The sequence below is a fragment of the Streptomyces sp. NPDC050806 genome (assembly GCF_055586425.1).
The window spans coordinates 416,862-438,037 of record NZ_JBVJIF010000001.1 but is presented as its reverse complement, the minus strand read 5'-3'; the positions used below and the strand labels follow the sequence as shown (position 1 = coordinate 438,037).

Genomic DNA, 21,176 nt, shown 5'->3' with positions numbered 1-21,176 from the left:
ACGAGAAGGTCAAGTTAGGGTTACCTTACCTTGCCGGTTCTTGTGGTGCGCGCCACACCCGAAACGACATATTACTTAGGTAAGCCTAAGCTAAGTTACATGGTGCGCACTTCCCGAGAAGTGCCATCCGTGAAGGAGATTGACGCAGCATGACCTCATTCATCCGACGCATCCGCCGTACCGCGGCCATCGCCGTGGCCGCCGCGGCGGGCAGCTCGCTGGCCCTCACCGGCACCGCCTCCGCGCACTCCCCTACCGCCACCGGCGAGGCGGCCACGAGCGCACCGCTCACCAAAGGCCTCTACCAGTCCGCGTACTCCGAGCGGAATCACGTGCTGTGGGCCACCGCCGCCGTCGGCCGGCCGCCGGTGACCCGGTCCGGCCTGCTGAAAGTGGATCCGCGGACGCTGAAGGTGAAGGCGACGTACACCCCGCCGGTCACCGATGAGGCCACCGGCGCCGTCGAGGCCGTCTACGGCGTCGCCGTCGACGACGAGCACGACACCGTCTGGACGACGAACACCCGCAACAACACCGTGGCCGTCTACAGCCAGCGCACCGGCAAACACCTCGCCACGCTGCCGGACGTGGCGCACGCCCGCGAGATCGTCGTCGACGAGCGGCACGACACGGTGTGGGCGAGCGGGTTCGGCGACGGCTCCCTCGTCGCCTTCGACAGCCGCACCTTCAAGGAGAAGAAGCGGATCACGGTCGACGGCGCCACCCCGACGGGCCTGGCGGTGAACGAGCGGTCCGGCACCGCGTACGCCGCCGACCTCGACAACGACCGCATCATCCAGGCCTCCCCCGGCTCCACGGACCCTCGGTTCATCCCGACCGGCGACGCACCGATCTCGATCGCGCTGTCCAAGGACGGCAGCACCGCCTACACCGCCGACCAGAACGGCGCCGGCCTCTCCGTCGTCGACCTGCGCAAGGGTGCCGTCACCAAGTCGGTCACCACCGGCAAAGGCGCGCTCTCCGTTGCCACCGACCACCGTTCCGGCCGGGTGCTGGTCGTCAACCGCACCGACGCCACCGTGTCGGTGGTGGACCCCCGCAAGGGCTCCGTCGTGAAAACCGTCCCGACCGGCGCCAACCCCAACCACGTCGAGGTGGCCGGCAACACCGCGTACGTGGTCGACAAGTCGGGCACCGGCCCGGCCGGCGAGGACCGGGTGCACCGCATCCGCCTCGGCCACTGAGCCGTTCGGCCACCGGGCGGCCCGCGCCGGCCGACACCGGCGCGCGGGCACATGGATGCGCGGTACCGGCGAGACGCACTCACCGGTACCGCGCATCCGTGTCTAGACGGTCCGGGCCGGATCCGCATGGCCGGCCGGCGCCGGTACGGCCGCCCGCTTCGTCCTGGGGCCGAAGACCGCGAGCACGACCGCGCCGAGGATCCAGGTGCCGGCGATGAAGTAGAAGACGCTCTGATACCCCGTGCTGTTGTACAGCGCGGCGATGATCAGCGGTCCGGCCGCGTTCGACAGCCGGCCCAGCCCGTAGGAGATGCCGGTGCCCAGGGAACGCCCGCGGATGTCGAACAGCTCCGGGGAGTAGGCGTACCCGAGGGCCGTGTAGCCGCGCTCGAAGAGATTGACCAGGAAGCCGAACACCACGATCAGGACCGGGTTGAAGGACAGTCCGTAGAACAGGCCGCACAGGGCGATGACGGAACCGAAGGCGACCAGGCACCACTTGCGCTCGAAACGGTCGGTGACCAGCGAGGCGAGGTACGAGCCCAGCGGCGCGCCGAGCGTGGTCAGCGCGACGTAGAAGATGGACTGCTCGACGCCGAAGCCCTCCTTGGCCAGCAGGGTGGGCGCCCAGCTGGAGTACCCGAAGAAGCCGATGGTCTGCGTCACCCACAGCACGGTGAGGAGGGCCGTGGGCAACAGGTACTTCTTCTGGAGCAGCAGCCGGATGGGTGCCTTGGCAGGTGGCGGCTGCTCGACCGGGGGCTCGGGCTCGGGCAGCGGCCCCTTCTCCGCGGCGACCCGGGATTCGATGCGGCTGAGGACCGCGTCCGCCGCGGCGTACTCCCCCTTGCTCTCGTACCAGCGCGGGGACTCCTGGAGATGGCGGGCGAAGAGGACGAAGAGGATTCCGAGGGAGCCCCAGAGGTAGACCAGCCTCCAGGTCCAGTCGGACAGCGGCACCACCGCACTGGCGATGAGGTTGGTGACGGGGGTGCCGCAGATGCCGATGACGATGGCGTAGGCCTGGTACTTGCCGCGGACCGCCGCCGGATACAGCTCGCTGACGTAGATGACGGCCACCACGGTCATGGCCGACAGTCCCGCCGAGGTGAGGACGCGGAAGACGCCGAGCGAGACGAGGTCCCAGGAGAAGACGGACGCGAAGGAGAAGAGGCCGAAGGAGAGCGTGGTCCAGGTCAGCGCCTTCTTCCGGCCCCATCGGTCGGCGACCCAGCCGGCGGCGACGGAGCCGAGGAACATGCCGACGAAGGACAGGGACGTGACGTAGGCGACCTGGCTGACCGTGACGTCCCAGAGCGTGATGAGCCGGGGCGCGGTGGTCGCGAAGCTGTTGATGTCGGCGAACTCGAAGAAGTACGCGAAGGAGACGGCGACCAGGGTGAGCTTGTGGAAGCGGGAGACCGGGAGTCTGTCGAGCCGGTTCGCCGCGTTGGAGTGCTGCCTTGGCTGCATGGACAATGCCCTCGTCGGGAGGTGGGATGGGGGACGGTCAGACGGCGCCTTCGCCGGGCCAGTAGAGCCGCATCGGGTTGTCGACGAGCAGCTTGCGCTGCCGCTCGGCCGTGGTGGCCACGTGCGGGACGTGGTCGACCAGGAGCCCGTCGTCGGGCATGTGGTCCTTGAGGTTGGGGTGCGGCCAGTCGGTGCCCCACAGGACCCGGTCCGGGAACTCCTCCACCACCCGCCGGGCGAAGGGGACCACGTCGGTGTAGGCGTGTTGCTCACCGTCCAGCGCCGGCGGCCCGGACACACTGAGCCGCTCGGGGCAGCTCACCTTGACCCATACGTCGTCGCGCTCGGCGAACCGCAGAAAGCGGGTGAATTCCGGGCCGGCCACGGGCCGGGTGACGTCAGGGCGTCCCATGTGGTCGATCACGAGCGGTGCGGGCAGGGAGCCGAAGAAGCCGGCCAGTTCCGCCAGGTCGGCGCTCTCGAAGTAGAGGACGATGTGCCAGCCGAGCGGGGCGATCTTCCGTGCGATGGTGGCCAGTTCGTCCTTGGGCGCGGCATTGACCAGACGCTTGAGGAAGTTGAAACGCACTCCACGCACGCCCGCGTCGTCGAGCGCCCGCAGCTCGCCGGCGGTCACGTCGGGCCGTACGGTGGCGATGCCGCGTGCGGTGCCGCCGGCGGCCCGTACCGCGTCGACCATGGCGCTGTTGTCCGCGCCGTGGCAGGTGGCCTGCACCACGACGCGGCGACCGATACCCAAGTGCTGGTGGAGTGCGAACAGTTGGTCCTTGCTCGCGTCGCAGGGGGTGTACTTGCGTTCCGGCGCGAAGGGGAACGCGTGCTGCGGGCCGAAGACGTGGCAGTGGGAGTCGACGGCCCCGGCCGGCAGCTCGAAGGCGGGGCGCGAGGGGCCGTCGTACCAGTCCAGCCACCCGGGGGTCGGTGCGCTGGTCGTGCTCATGAGTGCTCCTTGGTCAGTGGCGGGCCGGCCCGTGCGTCAGGGCATGGTCCGGGCCGGCCCGCGTTCCTGGACGGGTCAGTCGACGTACCGCAGACCCGCGGCCTTCAGTGGCTCGCGCATGCCGTAGATGTCGAGGCCCAGCTCGCCGGCGGCCAGCCGCTTCCGCTTGACCTCCTCGTTCTCCTCGCGCTTCCGGGCGGCCTCGGCCACCTCCGCGACCCGGCCGGCCGGCACGACGACCACGCCGTCGGCGTCGCCCACGACCGCATCACCGGGGTGGACCAGCGCATTGGCGCAGACGACGGGCACATTGACCGAGCCGAGGGTGGCCTTCACGGTGCCCTTGGAGTTGACCGCGCGGCTGAAGACGGGGAAGTCCATCTCCTCCAGCTCCGCCGCGTCGCGGCAGCCGCCGTCGATGACGAGGCCGCGGCCGCCCCGAGCGCGCACCGACGTCGCGAGCAGTTCGCCGAAGAACCCGTCCTCGCACTCGGTGGTGCAGGCCGCGACCAGGACATCGCCCGGCCGCACCTGCTCGGCGGCCACGTGCATCATCCAGTTGTCGCCGGGCTGCAGCAGCACGGTGACCGCGGTGCCGACGAGCCGCGCCTTGGGGTAGACGGGCCGGATGTACGGGCGCATGAGCCCGGTGCGGCCCATGGCCTCGTGGATCGTGGCCACACCGAAGGGCGCGAGCTTCTCGACGTCCGCTTCGGAGGGCCGGTGGACGGTGCGGTGGACGACTCCGAGTTCGTACATGATGGGCTGCTTCTCTCGCGGTCAGCGCCCCTGCTGCGTGAGCAGGGCGTTCAGACGGGGGTAGACGGTGCGGGCGTTGTGCTCCTGGACGTCCGCCACGTCCTCGGCGGACAGGCCGGCGTTCTCGACATAGCAGCGGGTGTCGTCGAAGTGGTGGCCGGAGCACGGGTCGATGTCGCGGACGGCGCCGATCATCTCCGAGGCGAAGAGGACGTTGCGGCGGGGTACGACGTCGAGCAGGAGGTCGATGCCGGGCTGGTGGTAGACGCAGGTGTCGAAGAAGACGTTGCCCAGGACGTGTTGCTCCAGTTCCGGCTTGCCCAGCGCCATCGCGAGGCCGCGGAACCGGCCCCAGTGGTACGGGACGGCGCCGCCGCCGTGCGGGACGATCAGCCGCAGCGTGGGGAAGTCGCGGAACAGGTCGCCCTGGATCAGCTGCATGAACGCCGTGGTGTCGGCGTTCAGATAGTGCGCTCCGGTGGTGTGGAAGGCCGGGTTGACGCTGGTGCTGACGTGCACCATCGCCGGCACGTCGTACTCGGCCATGGCCTCGTAGAGCGGGTACCAGGAGCGGTCGGTCAGCGGCGGCGCGGTCCAGTGGCCGCCCGACGGGTCGGGGTTGAGGTTGACCGCGACCGCGCCAAGCTCCTCGACACAGCGCTTCAGCTCCGGGACGCAGGTCGCGGGGTCGACGCCCGGCGACTGCGGGAGCATCGCCGCCGGGGCGAACCGCTCCGGGTAGAGCGAGGCGACGCGGTGGATCAGGTCGTTGCAGAGCGCGGCCCAGCGGGACGACGTCTCGAAGTCGCCGATGTGGTGCGCCATGAACGAGGCGCGGGGCGAGAAGACCGTCAGGTCGATGCCGCGCTCGTCCATCATGCGCAGCTGGTTCGGCTCGATGCTCTCCCGCAGCTCGTCGTCGCCGATCCGCAGGTCCTCGGGGGCGGGCGCGGCGGCGGGGCCGGAAAGGGCGGCGATCTGCCGGTCGCGCCAGGCCGCCAGGGCCGGCGGCGCGGTCGTGAAGTGACCGTGGCAGTCGATGATCATGGGTGGGGTTGCTCCTTCTGGTTCAGGTGCTGACCGGACGCACCGTCAGATCCGGTTCGGTGGTGTCGCGCGAACCGAGGCCGGTGAGGCCGACCAGGACGGTGGCGAGCAGCGCGGTGACGGCGAAGACGGTGAAGCCCCAGTTCTCGGCGCCGGCCCCGACGAGCTGTCCGCCCACCCAGGGGCCGAAGACCGCGCCGAAGCGGCCCATGCCGGAGGTCCAGCCGACCGCGGTGGCGCGGCTCTCGGTGGTGGAGCGACCGGCCACGGCCGCGTACACCATGGTCTGCGCGCTGAAGAGCCACAGGCCGGTCAGGAAGACGACGGCGTACGTGAGCGCCAGGGGCATGCGGATGCCCAGCAGGTAGATGCCGACGGCGGTGAGCGCGAACCAGACGGCCGCGACGCGCGCGGCACCGAAGCGGTCGGCGATGCGGCCCGCCACCAGCATGCCCACGATGCCGCCGAGGTTGATGACGACGAGGAAGGCCAGCGCGGAGCCGAGTTCGTAGCCCTGGCCGCGCATCATCGTGGGCAGCCAGGTGGAGACGCCGTAGACGAGGAGCAGCCCGCCGAAGGAGGTGCCCCAGAACAGCAGGGTGCGCTTCCAGTTGCCGTCGCGGAAGAGTGCGGCGAGGGCGGCCCAGCGGTCGGTGGCGGGGGCCGGTTCCGGCCGCTCCGCGGGGAGCTGGACCTCGTACCGCTCGGCGAGCAGGCGGGCCTCCTCGGTGCGGCCGCGGGCGAGCAGGAAGCCGAGCGACTCGGGCAGGAACCTCACCACCAGCGGTACGGCGACGACCAGGGGCGCCAGGCCGATCCAGAAGGCGGAGCGCCAGCCGAAGGGCTCCACCATCCACAGGCCGAGGCAGGCCGCGAGGATGCCGCCCGCCTGGTGGGCGGTCATCAGCAGGCCGATCATGAGGTTGGAGCGACCACGCGGGGCGTACTCGGCGACCAGGGTGATGGTGGTGGGCAGCAGGCCGCCCAGGCCGAATCCGGCGATGAACCGGGCCAGTCCGAAGACGCCGATGGTGGGTGCCGCCGCGCACACGGCGGAGGCCAGGGAGAACACCACGGTGCAGCCGATGATGACTTTCTTGCGGCCGATCCGGTCGGTGACCGTGCCTGCCGAGAGGGCACCGAGCAGCATGCCGAAGGTGGCGTAGCTGCCGAGGTCGCCGGCGCGGGCCGCGGTGAGGCCGAGCTCCGGATCGTCGAGCATGCCGGGCAGTACGGCACCGTAGATGAAGAGGTCGAGGCCGTCGAAGAGGACGACCAGCCAGCACAGGCAGACGACCAGCAGGGCGAGTCTATTGCCGCGGGAGGCGGCGGGGGCGGGCGCGAAGGACATCGGAGGGGCCTCTCGTCCAGGAGGAGTGTCCTTGGGGGTGCACGGGCAGTGGGGGGCTCGGTTGCATGGCGCCGGGCAGTGTGACGGTGGCTCAGCCGACCGGCGGGGTGCCGTGGGTGTGGAAGGACTCGATGGTCTTCAGGCCCCAGGCCTGGCCCTTCTTCCGCTCTTCCTCGGTCCAGGTGACCAGCGGCCAGTCGGGGGCCAGGACCAGGCGGGTGAGCGGGTTGCACAGCTCGATGCGGTTGCCGCCGGGCTCGTAGACGTACAGGAAGAACGTCTGCTGGATGGCGTGCTTGTGGGGGCCGGTCTCGATGAACACACCGGTGTCCAGGGCGAGATCGGCGGCGCGCAGGATGTCCTCGCGGGTGTCGGTGACGAACGCGATGTGGTGCAGCCGGTTGTTCGAGCCGGTCCAGTCCTCGGTGTAGACGACGTCGTAGGACTTGTTGCTGAACGTCAGCCACTGGGCGGCGATCCTGCCGCTGTCCAGCCGGATCTGCTCGGTCGGCCGGGCACCGAGCACCTGGCGTACGAAGTCGCCGTTGGGCAGCACGTCGGCTGCCAGGAAGTTGACGTGGTCCAGCCGCCGTACGCCCACGCCCCGGCCGGGCTTGGCCTGGGGCTGGTTCTTCAGGCCCGGCCTGAGCTCGCCGGGCGCCCGGTACCACTCGGTCTCCCAGTACAGGGCGTACTCGTGGCCGTCGGGGTCGGTCGTCACGTACAGCTTGCCGATGCCCGGCTCGTCCTCGACCCAGCGGCCGGCCCGGCCGGTGCTCTCCAGCTCCTTCACCCGGCGCCGCAGGGCCTCTTCACTGGAGGCACGCAGGGCGGTGCGGCGGATGCCGGAGGTGGTGTGGGCGGTGAGGGTCAGGCTGTGGTGCTCGTAGTCGTCGAACGTCCGCAGAAAGACGGAGTCACCGTTGCGGCCGTTCACGGTGAGGCCGAGGTAGTCGGTGCAGAAGGTGACGCTGGCGTCCAGGTCGGGGGTGAGCAGTTCGACATGACCGAGGTGGGCGATGTCGCCGAGCGGCGGAGTCATCTTCGGATTCCTTACGGGTGGGTCGTGCTGAAGGGGGGACGCGGCTCAGGCAGGGCGGGGGAAGACCGTGCCGTCGAAGATCTTTCGCGCGGTGCGGACGACGGCGGTGCGGCGGGCCACGGGCGCGGCGTCGGCCGTGCCGTCGTCGACGTCGCTCTCGACGTCGAGGAATCCGGTGGGGTGCTCGATACGCAACCGCCTTGCAGTATCGGGCAGTTGGGCCACACCCTCACCCACGCCGCCCCGGAGGCGCAGCCCGGCGGCGACGCTCGCGGCTCCCAGGACGCCGATGGACGTGTGGCAGCGCACCGGGATGAAGGTACGGGTCATGACGGCACCGCCGTGCGCGGGCGGGGCCAGCAGGCTGAGTTTGGGCACGGTCGTCCCGCCGACGTCACCGAGGCCCATCAGCTCACCGGCTGTCAGCCGGATTTCGTGGAGCCGTTCGGCGAGCCGCTGGTCCTTCTCCAGCTCCGCGGGGTCCTCGTAGCCCTTGACGTCCAGCGCGGACGCGGCGATCAGCACCGTCGGCATGCCGTTGTCGACGCAGGTCACCGGGGTGCCACCGAGGTCGTCGCGGACGCGTCCGGTGGGCAGCAAGGGGCGGTCGCTCCGCTGGAACTCGATGACGACCGGCGCCGCCGTGCCCGGTACGCCGGAGATCTCGGCAGGGCCGTCGTACGCCACGCGGCCGTCGGTGGTGGCGAAGGTCGCGGTGGCGAGGTCGCCGGTGTTGCGCATCCGGATGCGTACGGAGGTCTCCGGGCCGCCGGCGGCGACCAGGCCGCGTTCGACGGCGAACGGGCCGACCCCGGCGAGCAGGTTGCCGCAGTTCTGCCGGTCGGACACCTCGGGCCGCTCGACGCCCACCTGCAGGAAGAGGTAATCGAGGTCGGCCGCGGGGTCGCCGGAGGCCGAGACGACCGCGACCTTGCTGGTCAGCGGGTGCGCGCCGCCCAGGCCGTCGATCTGCCGCGGGTCGGGGCTGCCCATGACGCGCAGCAGCAGCGCGTCACGGGCCTCCCCTTCGGCCGGCAGATCCTCGGCGAGGAAGTAGGCGCCCTTCGAGGTACCGCCCCGCATCAGCATGCAGCGCAGCCCTTCGGGGCCGTTCGTCATCGCTGGCTTCTCCTGGGTGAGCAGGTGCCGCTGCCCACCCGGGCGCGTCATTGCCGCAAGGCGTCGATCACGCTCGCGAGGTGGGCGTGGACGGCCTCCTCGGCCGCCCGCGGATCCCCGGCCCGGATCGCTTCGATCATGGCCAGGTGCTCACTCAGGGACTGCTGTGGCCGGCCCGGCCGCAGGGCGAGCTGGAAACGGTGGCGCACCAGTTGTGCGTTGAGCCGTTCCAGCAGTTCCACCGCCACTTGCTGGCCGGAGAACTCCCTGATCCTGTCGTGCAGCCGGTGGTTCAGCTCGGAGTAGGTCACGGGTTCACCGTCGGCGACGGCCTTGGACATCGCCGTACCGATCTCGGTGAGTTCCGCGAGCTGCTCCTCGTTCACTGCGACGGCCGCCTTGGCCGCGCACAGCCCTTCCAGGACCATGCGGCATTCGGTGATGGCCACCGCCTCCTCGACGGTCACCACCCGTACCCGGGAACCGCGGTTGCGGATCCGCTCCACCAGTCCTTCCGACGCCAGATCGATCAGCGCGGCACGGATGCTGGCCCGTGTCACGCCGAACTGCTCGGCGAGCTCGTTCTCCACCAACCGCTGCGCCGGCGCCATGTCCCCGCGTGCGATCGCCTGCCGCAGCATGTCGAGCGCGTGCTGCTTGGCCTGCTCTCCGGTGCCTGGACTGGCTTCGTTCGGCATCGTGCCCTCCCTGAGTGAGTGCCTGTCGAACGTAAATCTAGCCCACAGGATTGTCAACACTTTTGTTTTCGATATTGGCGACGTGAGTCGCCGGTGCTGACGGGCCGGGCAGGCAGGCGCAGGGAGGGCGGCGGGGCCGGGCGGTCAGGGCCGCTTGCGGGCACGCAGGACGGCGTCCTCCAGGGTGAGTTCCTGACCGCCGTGACCGGTGACCGACCGGGTCCTGGCCTCGGCGACGACGATCTCCCACCGGGCGGGATCCAGGTCTGCCGCGATCTCCTCCGCGGTGAAGTGCACCTCCCGCGGCGCACCGTGCACCGCGGCCGTCCCGTGCCCCGACGGGTGATGACCCACGACGAGCAGCGTGCCGCCCGGCGCGACCGCCGCGGCCAGCCGGCCGAACAGCGCCTCCCGCGACGCCGCCGCATGCACGTAGTGCGTGGAGACCAGATCGAAGTGGTCAGCGGGCGGCACCCAGGTGGTCAGATCGGCCTCCACCCAGTCGATCCGCTCAGCCGCCTCCGCGCCGGACATCTCCGCCTGCTCCCGGGCGTGTTCCAGCGCGGCGGCGGCGATGTCCACCGCCGTCACCCGCCAGCCGCGCCCGGCGAGCCAGCGGGCGTCGGCCCCCTCGCCGCAGCCCGCGTCCAGCGCCGCACCGGGCGCGAGCGCCGCGGCCTCCGCCACCAACTGGGCGTTGGGCTGCCGTACGCGGGTCGCGGTGTGGCCGCGGTAGCGCTGCTCCCAGAAGTCCTTGCCGAATTCCTCGGTCACGATGTTCGGTTCCTTTCCGTGCTTCACAGACCGTGGCGCCGGTCGCCCGCGACCAGTTCGCAGACGCGCGCCTCGGACTCGACAGAGAACGGGTCCCGGTACGCGGCGACCGCCCGCCGCGTCTCCTCGGCGATCAGGTCGCCGTTGATCCGCGCGCCGGCCAGGGCGCCCGCAGCGGCGGCGGCGCCGACCTGGGCCGTCGGATCGGTGACGTTTCCGGCGGCCCACACGTCGGGCACCTCGGTACGCCCTGCCTCGTCGGAGGGGAGGTACTCCCCCGCCCCGGACGGGTGTTCCGCGGGCCGCAGCCCGAGCCCCGCGAGGAAGCCGGCCCGCGCCGTCACCCGCGGCGCGACCGCCAGCGCCTCCCGGGCGACCACCGTGCCGTCGCCCAGCCGCACCCCGGTCAGGCGGTCGCCGGTGATCTCCAGGCCCGCCACCGGGCCCTCCACCACCCGGATCCCGCGCGCCGCCAGCTGCTCGGCCTCCTCGCCGGCCGGCGGTGCCGCGGCGCGGGTGAAGAAGGTGACGTCGTCGCTCCACTGCCGGAACATCAGCGCCTGGTGCACGGAGAGCGGCCCGGCGGCCAGCACGCCGATGGCGCGGTCGCGGATCTCCCAGCCGTGGCAGTACGGGCAGTGCACGACCTCCCGGCCCCACCGCTCCCGCAGCCCCGGGACGTCCGGCAGTTCGTCGACCAGTCCGGTGGTCACCAGCAGCCGGCGCGCGCGGAGCGTCCGGCCGTCGGCCAGTGTCACGGTCAGCCCTGCCGCGCCCCGGGCCACGGTCGCGACCTCGCCGGTCACCACCTGTCCGCCGTACGCGCGGACCTCCGCCCTGCCCCGCTCCAGCAGCTCGGCGGGCGGCATCCCCTCCCTGCCCAGCAGGCCGTGCACGCCGTCCGCAGGGGCGTTGCGCGGCGCGCCCGCGTCGATCACCACCACCGACCGCCGCGCCCTGGCCAGCATCAGCGCCCCGTTCAGCCCCGCGGCGCCACCACCGATCACCACTACGTCGCAGTCGTTCTCCCACCGCTCGGTCACCGTGACCACCTCCTTCACGGACGACCATGCGGGGCCCTCGGCCGCATCCGCAAACTTCTTTGCCGGTATGGCAAGCTTGCGGATATGGACAACGACCTCGACCACGCACTGGAGGCAGTCGGCCCCAGGCTCCGCGCGCTGCGCACTCAGCGCGAGATCACGCTGACCGAGCTGTCGGCGACGACCGGCATCTCGGTGAGCACCCTCTCCCGGCTGGAGTCCGGCGCCCGCCGCCCCAACCTGGAACTCCTGCTCCCGCTGGCCAAGGCCCACGGCGTCACGCTCGACGAACTCGTGGACGCGCCGCCCACCGGAGACCCGCGCGTCCACCTCCGCCCGGTCACCCGGCACGGCATGACCATGCTGCCGCTGACCCGCCGCGCCGGCGGCATCCAGGCGTACAAGCTGATCATCCCGGCCGACAGCTCGCGCCGGGAGCCCGCCCCGCAGACCCACGAGGGCTACGAGTGGCTCTACATCCTCAACGGCCGGCTGCGGGTGGTCCTCGGCGAACACGACCTGGTGCTCACGCCCGGCGAGGCGGCCGAGTTCGACACCCGTGTACCGCACTGGTTCGGCGCCGCCGACGACCAGCCCGTGGAGATCCTCAGCCTGTTCGGGAAGCAGGGCGAGCGCGCCCACCTCCGCGCCCGCCCGAAGGCGAAGGACTCCCCCGGGCGGGAAGACTGACAGCGGGCGGGATTGCGGACGGTGGTGGGTTCAGTCCGCCGGCGTGCCCACCCGCAGCCGGTTGCCGTCGGGATCGCGCAGCTCGACCTCGCGGGCCCAGGGAGCATCCGCCGGCGTGACCCCGAACGCCTCCGCGACCGCGTCGACGTCACGGACGCGGAGGTACACCAACGTGTCGGGCCGGGCGTCGCCCGCGTGCTCCGACAGGAACAGCCGCATCCCGCCGCGGGCGATCTCGACGAACGCGGGCAGCCCGGGTTCGAAGCGGTGCTCCCACTCCTGGGTGAAGCCCAGGCGCGCGTACCACGCGACCGCGGCCGCGGCGTCCGTGACGTGCAGAATCGGGATGACTTCCTCGTCCATCCGGTCAGTCTCCCGCGGGCTGCGGCCGGACGGTGAGGATCTGCTGCGCGTGTCCGACGGGTCCGGCCGTGTCGTGCAGGACGGTGCTGGTGATGCCCTGGCCGGCGGGCCCGAACACCACAGTGGTGTCCAGGCCGGTCCAGCGGCCCTCGGGCTGCCGGTGCAGATGGACGGTCAGATCGACGTTGGGGAACATCCAGTCCGTGGGCGACTGCCGGACGGCAATGCCGTTGGCGGTGTCGACCAGCGTGATGAAGGACGCCAGCGGGCTCGCCGGTTCCCCGGCGACGAGGTCCACGCCGGTGGCGACCCAGGCGGTCGTACGGCCGGGCTGCGGCGGGGCGACCGGCCGCACGTCCAGGGTGCCGATGTAGCCGCCGGGCCAGACGCCGGCCATGTGCCAGGGCTCCAGTTCCTCGGGCGGGGTGAGCCGGTCGGCGCCGCCGCCCGCTACGGCACCGGTGTCCAGGGAGGTCAGCAGCCAGGCGCGGGCACGGACCACCGGGCGGCCGGCTATCAGCACGGTGGCCTCGACCAGCTCGATGGTGCGGCCGGGCCGGACGGTCTCCACCCGGACCTCGCACTCGTCGGTGGCGAGCCGCCCGAGGATGTCGAAGCTGATCCTGCCGAGCAGCATGCCCGTCTCGGGGCGTCCGGCCAGGTAGCGGTCGATGGCGTGCACGACCAGCCCGCCGAGCGGGCTGAAGTGCTGCTCGTCCGGGTCCCACGCGCCGCCGACGTGCGGAGTGGGCTTGTAGCGGTGCTCGTCGATGCGCTCGAAGTAGCTGTCCGGGGCCGGTGCGCTGGGGTTCAACGGGTACTCCTCGGCGGGCGGGCGAAGATCGAATACGGTGCCGAGGCCAATGTAAACGGCGGAGCGTGGCCCGCCGCCCTCACCGGGCGGCGGGCGGTGGCTCAGCTTTCGGCCGTCACACGGCTCCGCAGACGGACGTCGTCGAGGCAGCGGCCGGCCTCGGCGGTGTACGTACCGGGGACCAGCCGCCAGCCGTGCGCCCGCTCGTCCCAGATCTCGGCCGCGCGGCGGGGCACGGCGACGGTCGCCTCGGCGGTCTCCCCGGGCGCCGCCGAGACCGTGGCGAAGCCCGCGAGACGGCGGGCCGGCCGCTCGACGGAGTCGCCGTCCGGGACGGCGAGGTAGACCTGCACCACCTCGCGGCCCGCCCGGTCGCCGGTGTTGCGCACCCGTACGGTGACCGTGCCCAGCGCGTCGCCGCCCGCGGCGGGGGTGTACGTCGCCGTCTCGTACTCCCAGTCGGTGTATCCCAGGCCGTGCCCGAAGCAGTACGCGGGCTCGGTGCCGGCCTTCTGCCATGCCCGGTAGCCGATGAAGACACCCTCCTCATACGGGAGTTCACCGTTGTCGGGGGTCACGCGGGTGACCGGCGCGTCGGCGAGGCGGGCCGGCCAGGTGGTGGGCAGCCGCCCGCCGGGCTCCTCGGCACCGAGGAGGACGTCCGCGAGGGCCGCGCCGGCCTCCTGGCCGGGGAACCAGCTGAGCAGCACGGCGGCCACGCCGTTCCGCCAGGGCATCTCCACGGGCGAGCCGGAGTTGACGACCACGACGGTACGGGGGTTGGCGGCGGCCACCCGCTCGACCAGTTCGTCCTGGCGGCCGGGCAGTCGGAGGCCGGTACGGTCGAAGCCCTCGCTCTCCACCCGCTCGGTGGTGGCGACCACGACGACCGCGGTGTCGGCGGCGCGCGCGGCGGCCACTGCCTCCTCGATGAGTTCCTCCGCGTCGCGCCGGGGCTCGCGGTGGGCGAGGGCGAACCCGACGGCCCGGATCGGCGCGTCCGGCAGGTCGGGAACGGTGTGCATCAGGGCGACCTCGACCGGCTCGCCCGCGGTGAGTTCCGCCTCCCCGCGGGCCACGGGAGCGCCGAAGAACGCCTCGAACGGATCGGCGTGGTCCGGGCTCTCGGTGCCGTCGTGGAGCACACGGTCGCCGACGGTGAGCCGGAAGCCGCCCACCCCCTTGGTGCCGAAGAGGTGCGTACCGCTCTCGCGCGGGGTGAAGGTGCCGGTGATCTCGACGGTGTGCAGTGTTTCGTGGGTGACGCCGGCCGGCAGGTCGTCGCCGTGCCACTGGACCGCGCCGTTGGGCAGCGTGGTCTCCCCCAGCACCCGCCCGGCCCGGTCCCGGCAGACGGCTCGCAGGGTGAAGTCCCTTCCCGCTGCGGCCAGTTCGTCGCTGGGGTCGGCGCCCACGCAGTAGGTGAGGACGCCCTCCGGGAACGCGGCGCGCAGCCCGTCGAGCGGGGAGACGATGTGGTCGGGGAAGACCTGCGCCGAACCGCCGCCGAGCACGCGGGCCTCGCGGGCCGCTGCCCCGATGAGGGCGACGGTGCCGGGCCGGTCGGGACCGAGGGGCAGGGTGCCGCTCTCGTTCCGTACGAGGACGAAGGCGCGGCGGGCGATCTCGCGGGCCAGCGCCGGGCCGTCGACCGGGGCCGGCAGTGCGGCGGGGGCGACGGCGGGCGGTGCGCCGTCGAGGGCGCCGACGCGCGCGGCGAGCCGCAGTACGCGGCGTACGGCGGCGTCGACCAGGGCCTCGTCGACCTCGCCCGCGCGGACGGCGGCGGCCAGCGCCGCGCCGTAGGCGGTGCGCGGTCCGGGCATGGCGACGTCCAGGCCGCCCTCGATCGCGCCCTTGGTGGAGCGGGCGGCCATCCAGTCGGAGACGAGGAAGCCGTCGAAGCCCCACTCGCCGCGCAGGACCTCGTTCTGGAGGTGGTGGTGCTCGGTCATGGTGGTGCCGTTGACCGAGTTGTAGGCGGCCATGACGCCCCAGGGGCGGGCCTTCTTGATGATCGTCTCGAACGGCGCGAGGTACAGCTCGCGCAGCGGTCGCGGGGCCACGAGGTTGTCGACGGTGAAGCGCTCGGTCTCGGCGTCGTTGGCGACGAAGTGCTTGACGGTGGTGCCGACGCCGCCCTCCTGCACTCCGGTGACGTATCCGGCGCCGATCTCGCCGGTGAGGTGCGGATCCTCCGAAAAGCACTCGAAGTGGCGGCCGCCCAGCGGGGAGCGGTGCAGGTTGACGGTCGGCGCGAGGAGGACGTGCACACCCTTGCGGCGGGCCTCCTGCGCGAGCAGGTGACCGGCGCGGCGGGCCAGCTCCGGGTCCCAGGTCGCGGCCAGCGCGGTGGGGCTGGGCAGCGCGACGGAGGGGTCGTCGGCGGTCCAGCGGACGCCGCGCACCCCGATCGGGCCGTCGGACATCACCAGCGACCGCAGGCCGATCTCGGGCAGTGCGGGCAGCGCCCACATGTTCCGGCCGGCCAGCAGCCGGGTCTTCGCGTCGAGGTCCAGCTTGCCGAGCGCGTCCTCGACGGTCGCGTCGTACGGGGTCATCGGCGACTCCTCCTTGGTGCGCGGAACGGTGCGGCGGGCGTGCCGGCCCGGCCGGTGCCGGCCGGGCTCATCGGGTGCCCTTGATGCGGGTGACGAGGACGGATCCGGCGAGCGCCGCGGCGGCCGCGATGCCGAACAGCAGGGGATAGTTCTCTCCCCCGCCGGTCGCCAGGACGAACGGCGCGAGCATCGGCATCAGCGACTGCGGGAGCGCGTTGGCGATGTTGACGACGCCGAGGTCCTTGGCGGGGTTGGTCTGGTCGGGCAGCACCTGGGTGATCAACGCCATGTCGACGGCGTAGAACAGTCCGCCACCGACGCTCATGACGAGCTGGGCGACGACGATCCAGGTCAGGTCGGGTGCGAGGGCCAGCAGGGCGAGCCCCGCCGCGACCACGAGCCCGGCGGCGACCACGAACGGCTTCCGGCGGCCGAAGCGGTCGGAGACCCAGCCGCCGGCCGCGGCCATGACGGACTGGACGGCGTAGCCGGCGGCGATGAGCAGTGCCACGGTGCCGGCCGTGGCGGCGGCGCTCAGCCCCATCCGGAAGGGGAGGTAGTAGGCCAGGTAGGTCATCGGCGCGACCGAGCCGAACATCACCAGGAACTTGGTGAGCCAGGCCCAGCCGAAGTCCGGGCTGCGGCGCGGGTCGAAGACGAAGCTGCCGAGGAACTCCCGCAGCGAGAACGGCTCGGGCGGTTCGGCGGGCGGGCGGTCGGCCAGCCGGAGGACGAACCAGCCGACGAACACGATGGTCAGGGCGGCCGGCAGCAGGAACATCGCCCGGGGGTCGGAGCTGACCGCGGCGATGCCCGATCCGGCCAGGACGGCGGCGGTGAGGCCGGTGCCGATGGCACCGGAGGCGCTGCCGCGGGCGGCTTCGGGGACCTGGTCGGGGATGGTCGCCATGAGCGCCGCGTAGACGGCGTTGAAGGAGGCCTGGACGAGGGCCCAGCCGGCGACGAGGGCGGGCACGGAGGGCACGAAGGCGATCACCGTCAGGCCCAGCAGGCCGCCGAGCACTCCCCCGGCGAGCCAGGGGCGGCGCCGGCCGAAGCGGGAGCGGGTGCGGTCCGAGAGTCTGCCGAAGAGCGGGTTGGCGATCACCGCCACGACGGCGCCCACGCCGAGGACCAGGCCCAGTACCGCTTCCTTGCGGTGCGGGGCGACGTCCGCGACGCGCAGCGCCATGGTGACGATGACCGGCGTCATCAGGGCGCTGTACAGGCCGAAGTTGGCGAGTCCGAGGCGGAGCACGAAGCCGCGCGGCGCCACTTCGGCGGTGGCGGGTCTTCGGGGGTGAGCTGGCGTGGCGGGGGCGGGGACGGCTGCCTGATCCACTGCCGTACCTCCTCATTGAGGCGATGAAAACGGCTCGGACAGGGAGGAGGCGGGGGCGCCTCCCTGTTGTTCGCGACATCCTGTACTGGCTACCTGTTGAACGGTAGGTGTTGTTATCCGTTTGTTACTAGCGGGGATCCGGGGCGTTTCCGTTCGGTTAGGCTCGGCGTCGTGGGAGCGGACGAACGACGTGCACAGCGTGGCAAGGGGCGGGCCGTACGCGGCGAGGACCGCCGCGCGGAGCTCCTGCGGGCGGCGTTGGAGGTGATCGCCGAGCGCGGCTACCGGGGCGCCTCGCTGAGCGCGGTCGCCGAGCGCGTCGGCATCACCCAACAGGGGCTGCTGCACTACTTCCCGAGCAAGGAAGCACTGCTCGTCGCCCTACTGGAGGCGCGGGACGAGTGGGACATCAGCGGCGGCCCGCGGCCCGGCGGCGAGCCCTGGCCACTGGACCTGTACGCCTCACTGGTCGAGTACAACGCGATGCGGCCCGGCATCGTCCAGACGTTCTCGGCCCTGCTGGGCGAGAGCGTCACCGGTGATCACCCGGCGCGGGAGTTCTTCGCCCACCGGTACGAGCTGGTGCGGCAGTCCGCCGCCGACTCGCTGCGCGGCGAGTTCGGCGACCGGCTCCCCGGCGGCCTCACCCCGGAAGAAGCGGCGCCCCTCCTCATCGCGGTGATGGACGGCCTCCAGTACCAGTGGCTCCTGGACCCCGGAGCCGTCGACATGCCGGCCGCGTTCCGTGCGCTGCTCCGGCTCCTCGGGCGCGCGGACTAGACCGTTTCCCGGGACCGGCGGGGCAGCAGGAGTACGGCCAGGGCCGGTACCGCGGCGAGGGCGAGCCAGGGGACGGCCGGCGGGAGTCCCGTGGTGAGGAGGGAGCCGGTGGCGGAGCTGCCGAGCAGGACGAGGAGGCCGGAGACGGAGGACATCGCGCCGGTGTAGAGGCCGAGGCGGCCGTTCTCGGCGAGGTCGGGGACCCAGGCGCGGGCGGCGGGCGCGACCAGCATCTGGCCGAGGGTGAGCAGGACGACGAACGCGGCGGCGGGGAGCAGGCCCGGTACGCCCGTCCCGCCCGCCGGGCGGGCGAGGGCCACCGCGCCGAACCCGGCCGCGATGAGCAGCAGTCCGGCCGCCATGGAGCGGCGCAGGTCCAGGCGGTCGGCAGCCCATCGAGTGACAGGCAGCTGGGCCGTCACGACGAGCAGCGAGGACAGCGCGAACAGCCAGGCGAGCGGGGCCTGCGAACCGGCGGCACGGGCCACCTCCTCGGGGAGGGCCAGGTAGAGCTGGTTGTAGGCGAGCAGGTAGGCGCCGTAGGCCACGCACAGGGCGAGGAAGCGGCCGTTGCGCAGGGCCGTGCGTATGCCGCCCCTGCCGCGTGCCCTCGCCCGGCCGGGGATGTGCTGGGGCAGCAGCCGGGCGTGGCCGGCCAGAACCAGTACGAAGACGCCGGCTCCGGCGAGGCAGGCCGTGCGGAAGTCCACGGCCAGCAGGAGGGAGCCGAGGAGCGGGCCGAGGAACGCGCCGGCCTGGCCGGCCACGGTGAGCAGTGCCAGCACCCGGGTGCGGGGGCCGTTGCCCGCGTCCTCCCAGGCCACGGCCTGCCGGGCGACCTCGGACTCCACGGCGGGCGAGAACAGCGCGGCGGCGAAGCCGATGAGCAGCACAGCGCCGATCACGGCCCAGGGCCGTGCCGCGTACCCCAGCCACGCGAAGCCCGCGATCCGGAGCACGCAGCCGGTCAGGACGACGGGCCGCACGCCGTACCGGTCGGCCAGCGCGCCGCCCACGACGAACAGCCCCTGCTGGCTGAAGGTCCGCAGTCCCAGCACCAGCCCGACCAGCCAGCCGGCCATGCCGATCCCGGTGCCGAGGTGTTCGGCGAGGAACGGCAGGACGGCGAAGAAGCCGATGTTGAAGGCGAGCTGGGTGAGGATCAGCAGGCGGAGGAGCGGCGAGAGGGCTCGCCAGGTGTGGTGGAGGGAGCCGGGCGCCCGTAGTCGCGACAGGACCCGGACCCGGCTCCCGGAGCGGACGTCGGTCACACCAACTCCCGTACGCCGTGCGCCTGTTGGACGCTCACCCGCCGGTCGCCCAGCGGCTCTGCTCCGTCGCCGGGGTGGCCGCCCGGCGCGCGGGCACCCCGGCGGCGGCCCCGGAAGGCGCCCGCCGCCGTCACCGCGAGGGCGCCGAGCAGGGCGAGGACGGCGGCGGGTGCGAGCACCGTCCAGGGGGCGCGTTCCACGTACGGCTGGTTCTCGGCGAGCAGCAGCCCCCACTCCGGCGACGGCGGCTGCGCGCCCAGCCCCAGGAAGCCGAGCGCGGCCAGGGCCAGGGCGATGCCGGGCAGCCGGACGAGCGCGTGGCGGGTGACCGGCGGCAGGACGGCCGGCAGCAGCTCGTGCCGGAGCACGTACCAGCGGCTCGCGCCCAGCGCACGGGTCGAGGCGAGGTGGGTGGTGGCGCGTTCCTGCTGGAGCAGGGCCGAGGTGTGCGCGGCCAGCGGCGCCCAGGCGACGGCGGCCACGGCGAGCGCGGGCGTCGACGGGCCACTGCCGGCGACGCCCGCGACGAGCAGCCCTGCGAGGACGGGCGGTACGGCGTTGACGGTGTCGACCAGGGGTCCGGAGAGCCGCGGCAGCAGGCCCAGCAGGACGCCCGCCACGAGCGCAGCGGCGCTCAGCGCGAGGGCGAGCGTCAGGGTGTCGAGCGCGCCGTGGGCCACGCGCGCCAGCATGTCCCGGCCGAGGGAGTCGGTGCCGAAGGGGTGCGCCCCGGAGGGCGCCCGGAGCTTGGCGGTGGTGTCCAGGGCCAGCGGGTCGCGGGGCAGCCCGGCCGCGACCACGCCCAGCAGCACCACGCCGTAGAGGACCGGCAGGGTGCGGCGGGTGGGCGGGACGGGCCGGTGGAGCGTCGGCAGCGCGCCGTCGCGCAGCGCGGGGCCGAGCAGCAGCCGGGCCGCGCCACGGGTCACGGCCCCGGAGACCGCCGCGAGCAGGACGAGTGCGAGGGTGCCTTCCTGGAGGACGGGCAGGTCCTGGGCGGTGGCGGCCTGGAGGGTGAGGCGGCCGAGCCCCGGAATGTCGAAGATCTGCTCCACGGCGACCGCGCCGCCGGTCAGCCCGACCACGAACAGCCCTAGGTTCGGCAGCAGTCCGGGGACGCAGCGGCGCAGCGCCTGCCGGGCGACGCGCCGGGCGGGCAGGCCGCGCGCGGTGGCGGCCAGCGCCCAGGGCTCGGCGAACGCGCCGGGCAGCAGGTCGTCCAGCACCCGGCCGAGCAGACCGCCCGCCGGCAGCCCCAGCGCGAGCGCGGGCAGCACCATCCACTGCGGCCCGTACCAGCCGAGCGCGGGCAGCCAGCCGAGCTGTACGCCGACCACCGCGGCCAGCACCGACCCGGTCAGGAACTCCGGCAGCGCGGCCAGCATCGCCGTCCCGCTGCCCCCGGACCGGCGGCCGCCCAACCGACGGGCCGCGCCGCGCCGGAGGGTACGGGCGCACACCGCCCCGGCCGTGAGCAGGGCGACCACCAGGGCACCGGCCATGAGCAGCAGGGAAACGCCGAGGGCCTGGGCGACGGACGGGGTGACGTCGGCGCCGGAGATCCAGGACCGGCCCGCGTCGCCGTGCAGGACCAGCCGGCCGAGCCACTGCCCGAGCAGGTGCAGCGGCCCGCTGTCGAGCCCCAGCTCGTCCCTGATGGCGTGCAGTACGTCGGGGGTGGGATCGCGGTCGGCGGACCGCGCCTTGAGCACCGTCAGCGCCGGGTCGGTACGGGACAGCCACGGCAGCAGGCCGATGCCGCACACCAGGACGGCGGCGAGGACGAGCCGCCAGAGCAGCGCGGGGGCACGCCCGCGGACGAGCGCCCCGGCCGCCGCGCGTATCCGTGCCGCCGGGCCGGCGTGCTCACCGCCTCCGGTCAC

General features: G+C 72.9%; 19 protein-coding genes. 3 read left to right on the top strand and 16 right to left on the bottom strand.

The window, feature by feature from the left end; translation table 11 throughout:
- Window positions 1–149 precede the first annotated feature (149 nt).
- A complete protein-coding gene (locus tag ACZ6WH_RS01980; protein ID WP_469725262.1) occupies window positions 150–1,205 on the top strand; it encodes a YncE family protein in 1,056 nt (351 codons plus the stop codon).
- 102 nt (window positions 1,206–1,307) lie between these two features.
- Here the strand turns inward: ACZ6WH_RS01980 and ACZ6WH_RS01975 are convergent, their stop codons facing one another.
- The 10 genes from ACZ6WH_RS01975 to ACZ6WH_RS01930 form a co-directional block, all read right to left on the bottom strand.
- On the bottom strand, window positions 1,308–2,678 hold the full coding sequence (locus tag ACZ6WH_RS01975) for an MFS transporter (protein ID WP_469725260.1): 1,371 nt from the start codon (window positions 2,676–2,678) through the stop codon (window positions 1,308–1,310).
- 37 nt (window positions 2,679–2,715) lie between these two features.
- Window positions 2,716–3,639, bottom strand: coding sequence for an amidohydrolase family protein (locus ACZ6WH_RS01970; RefSeq protein WP_469725259.1), 924 nt, complete (start codon window positions 3,637–3,639; stop codon window positions 2,716–2,718).
- A 75-nt stretch (window positions 3,640–3,714) separates the two neighbouring features.
- Window positions 3,715–4,398, bottom strand: a complete 684-nt coding sequence (ligK, locus tag ACZ6WH_RS01965; RefSeq protein WP_469725257.1) for a 4-carboxy-4-hydroxy-2-oxoadipate aldolase/oxaloacetate decarboxylase — start codon at window positions 4,396–4,398, stop codon at window positions 3,715–3,717.
- A gap of 21 nt (window positions 4,399–4,419) precedes the next feature.
- Complete coding sequence (locus ACZ6WH_RS01960; protein ID WP_469725256.1) at window positions 4,420–5,445, bottom strand: amidohydrolase family protein; 1,026 nt, start codon at window positions 5,443–5,445, stop codon at window positions 4,420–4,422.
- Between the two features lie 22 nt (window positions 5,446–5,467).
- The gene (locus tag ACZ6WH_RS01955) at window positions 5,468–6,796 is read right to left on the bottom strand and encodes an MFS transporter (protein ID WP_469725254.1); all 1,329 of its coding nucleotides are present in this window, start codon (window positions 6,794–6,796) and stop codon (window positions 5,468–5,470) included.
- A gap of 91 nt (window positions 6,797–6,887) precedes the next feature.
- A complete protein-coding gene (locus ACZ6WH_RS01950; RefSeq protein ID WP_469725252.1) occupies window positions 6,888–7,838 on the bottom strand; it encodes a catechol 2,3-dioxygenase in 951 nt (316 codons plus the stop codon).
- 45 nt (window positions 7,839–7,883) lie between these two features.
- On the bottom strand, window positions 7,884–8,957 hold the full coding sequence (locus tag ACZ6WH_RS01945) for a 4-oxalomesaconate tautomerase (protein ID WP_469725251.1): 1,074 nt from the start codon (window positions 8,955–8,957) through the stop codon (window positions 7,884–7,886).
- A 47-nt stretch (window positions 8,958–9,004) separates the two neighbouring features.
- On the bottom strand, window positions 9,005–9,655 hold the full coding sequence (locus tag ACZ6WH_RS01940; protein WP_469725250.1) for a GntR family transcriptional regulator: 651 nt from the start codon (window positions 9,653–9,655) through the stop codon (window positions 9,005–9,007).
- Between the two features lie 144 nt (window positions 9,656–9,799).
- Window positions 9,800–10,429: a class I SAM-dependent methyltransferase gene (locus ACZ6WH_RS01935; RefSeq protein WP_469725248.1), complete on the bottom strand. Its 630-nt coding sequence runs from the start codon at window positions 10,427–10,429 to the stop codon at window positions 9,800–9,802.
- A 23-nt stretch (window positions 10,430–10,452) separates the two neighbouring features.
- The gene (locus ACZ6WH_RS01930) at window positions 10,453–11,472 is read right to left on the bottom strand and encodes an NAD(P)/FAD-dependent oxidoreductase (RefSeq protein ID WP_469725247.1); all 1,020 of its coding nucleotides are present in this window, start codon (window positions 11,470–11,472) and stop codon (window positions 10,453–10,455) included.
- Between the two features lie 84 nt (window positions 11,473–11,556).
- On the opposite strand from ACZ6WH_RS01930, the gene ACZ6WH_RS01925 reads away from it, so the two are divergent.
- On the top strand, window positions 11,557–12,162 hold the full coding sequence (locus ACZ6WH_RS01925; RefSeq protein WP_469725246.1) for a helix-turn-helix domain-containing protein: 606 nt from the start codon (window positions 11,557–11,559) through the stop codon (window positions 12,160–12,162).
- A gap of 30 nt (window positions 12,163–12,192) precedes the next feature.
- Here ACZ6WH_RS01925 and ACZ6WH_RS01920 read toward each other — a convergent pair whose 3' ends face one another.
- The 4 genes from ACZ6WH_RS01920 to ACZ6WH_RS01905 form a co-directional block, all read right to left on the bottom strand.
- Window positions 12,193–12,525: a glyoxalase superfamily protein gene (locus tag ACZ6WH_RS01920; RefSeq protein ID WP_469725244.1), complete on the bottom strand. Its 333-nt coding sequence runs from the start codon at window positions 12,523–12,525 to the stop codon at window positions 12,193–12,195.
- A gap of 4 nt (window positions 12,526–12,529) precedes the next feature.
- Window positions 12,530–13,339, bottom strand: a complete 810-nt coding sequence (locus tag ACZ6WH_RS01915) for a thioesterase family protein (protein WP_469725243.1) — start codon at window positions 13,337–13,339, stop codon at window positions 12,530–12,532.
- A gap of 101 nt (window positions 13,340–13,440) precedes the next feature.
- The gene (locus ACZ6WH_RS01910) at window positions 13,441–15,900 is read right to left on the bottom strand and encodes a beta-glucosidase (RefSeq protein ID WP_469725242.1); all 2,460 of its coding nucleotides are present in this window, start codon (window positions 15,898–15,900) and stop codon (window positions 13,441–13,443) included.
- Window positions 15,901–15,967: 67 nt separating this feature from the next.
- Window positions 15,968–17,242: an MFS transporter gene (locus tag ACZ6WH_RS01905; RefSeq protein WP_469725241.1), complete on the bottom strand. Its 1,275-nt coding sequence runs from the start codon at window positions 17,240–17,242 to the stop codon at window positions 15,968–15,970.
- A gap of 171 nt (window positions 17,243–17,413) precedes the next feature.
- Here ACZ6WH_RS01905 and ACZ6WH_RS01900 point away from each other — a divergent pair, with 171 nt between their 5' ends.
- Complete coding sequence (locus ACZ6WH_RS01900) at window positions 17,414–18,022, top strand: TetR/AcrR family transcriptional regulator (RefSeq protein WP_432850413.1); 609 nt, start codon at window positions 17,414–17,416, stop codon at window positions 18,020–18,022.
- Here ACZ6WH_RS01900 and ACZ6WH_RS01895 read toward each other — a convergent pair.
- Together ACZ6WH_RS01895 and ACZ6WH_RS01890 are read right to left on the bottom strand one after the other, a co-directional pair.
- On the bottom strand, window positions 18,019–19,257 hold the full coding sequence (locus ACZ6WH_RS01895; RefSeq protein WP_469726219.1) for an MDR family MFS transporter: 1,239 nt from the start codon (window positions 19,255–19,257) through the stop codon (window positions 18,019–18,021). The two genes, ACZ6WH_RS01900 and ACZ6WH_RS01895, sit on opposite strands and share 4 nt — an antisense overlap.
- A gap of 32 nt (window positions 19,258–19,289) precedes the next feature.
- Entirely contained in the window at window positions 19,290–21,176 is a 1,887-nt protein-coding gene (locus tag ACZ6WH_RS01890) for an ABC transporter permease subunit (RefSeq protein ID WP_469725240.1), read from the bottom strand.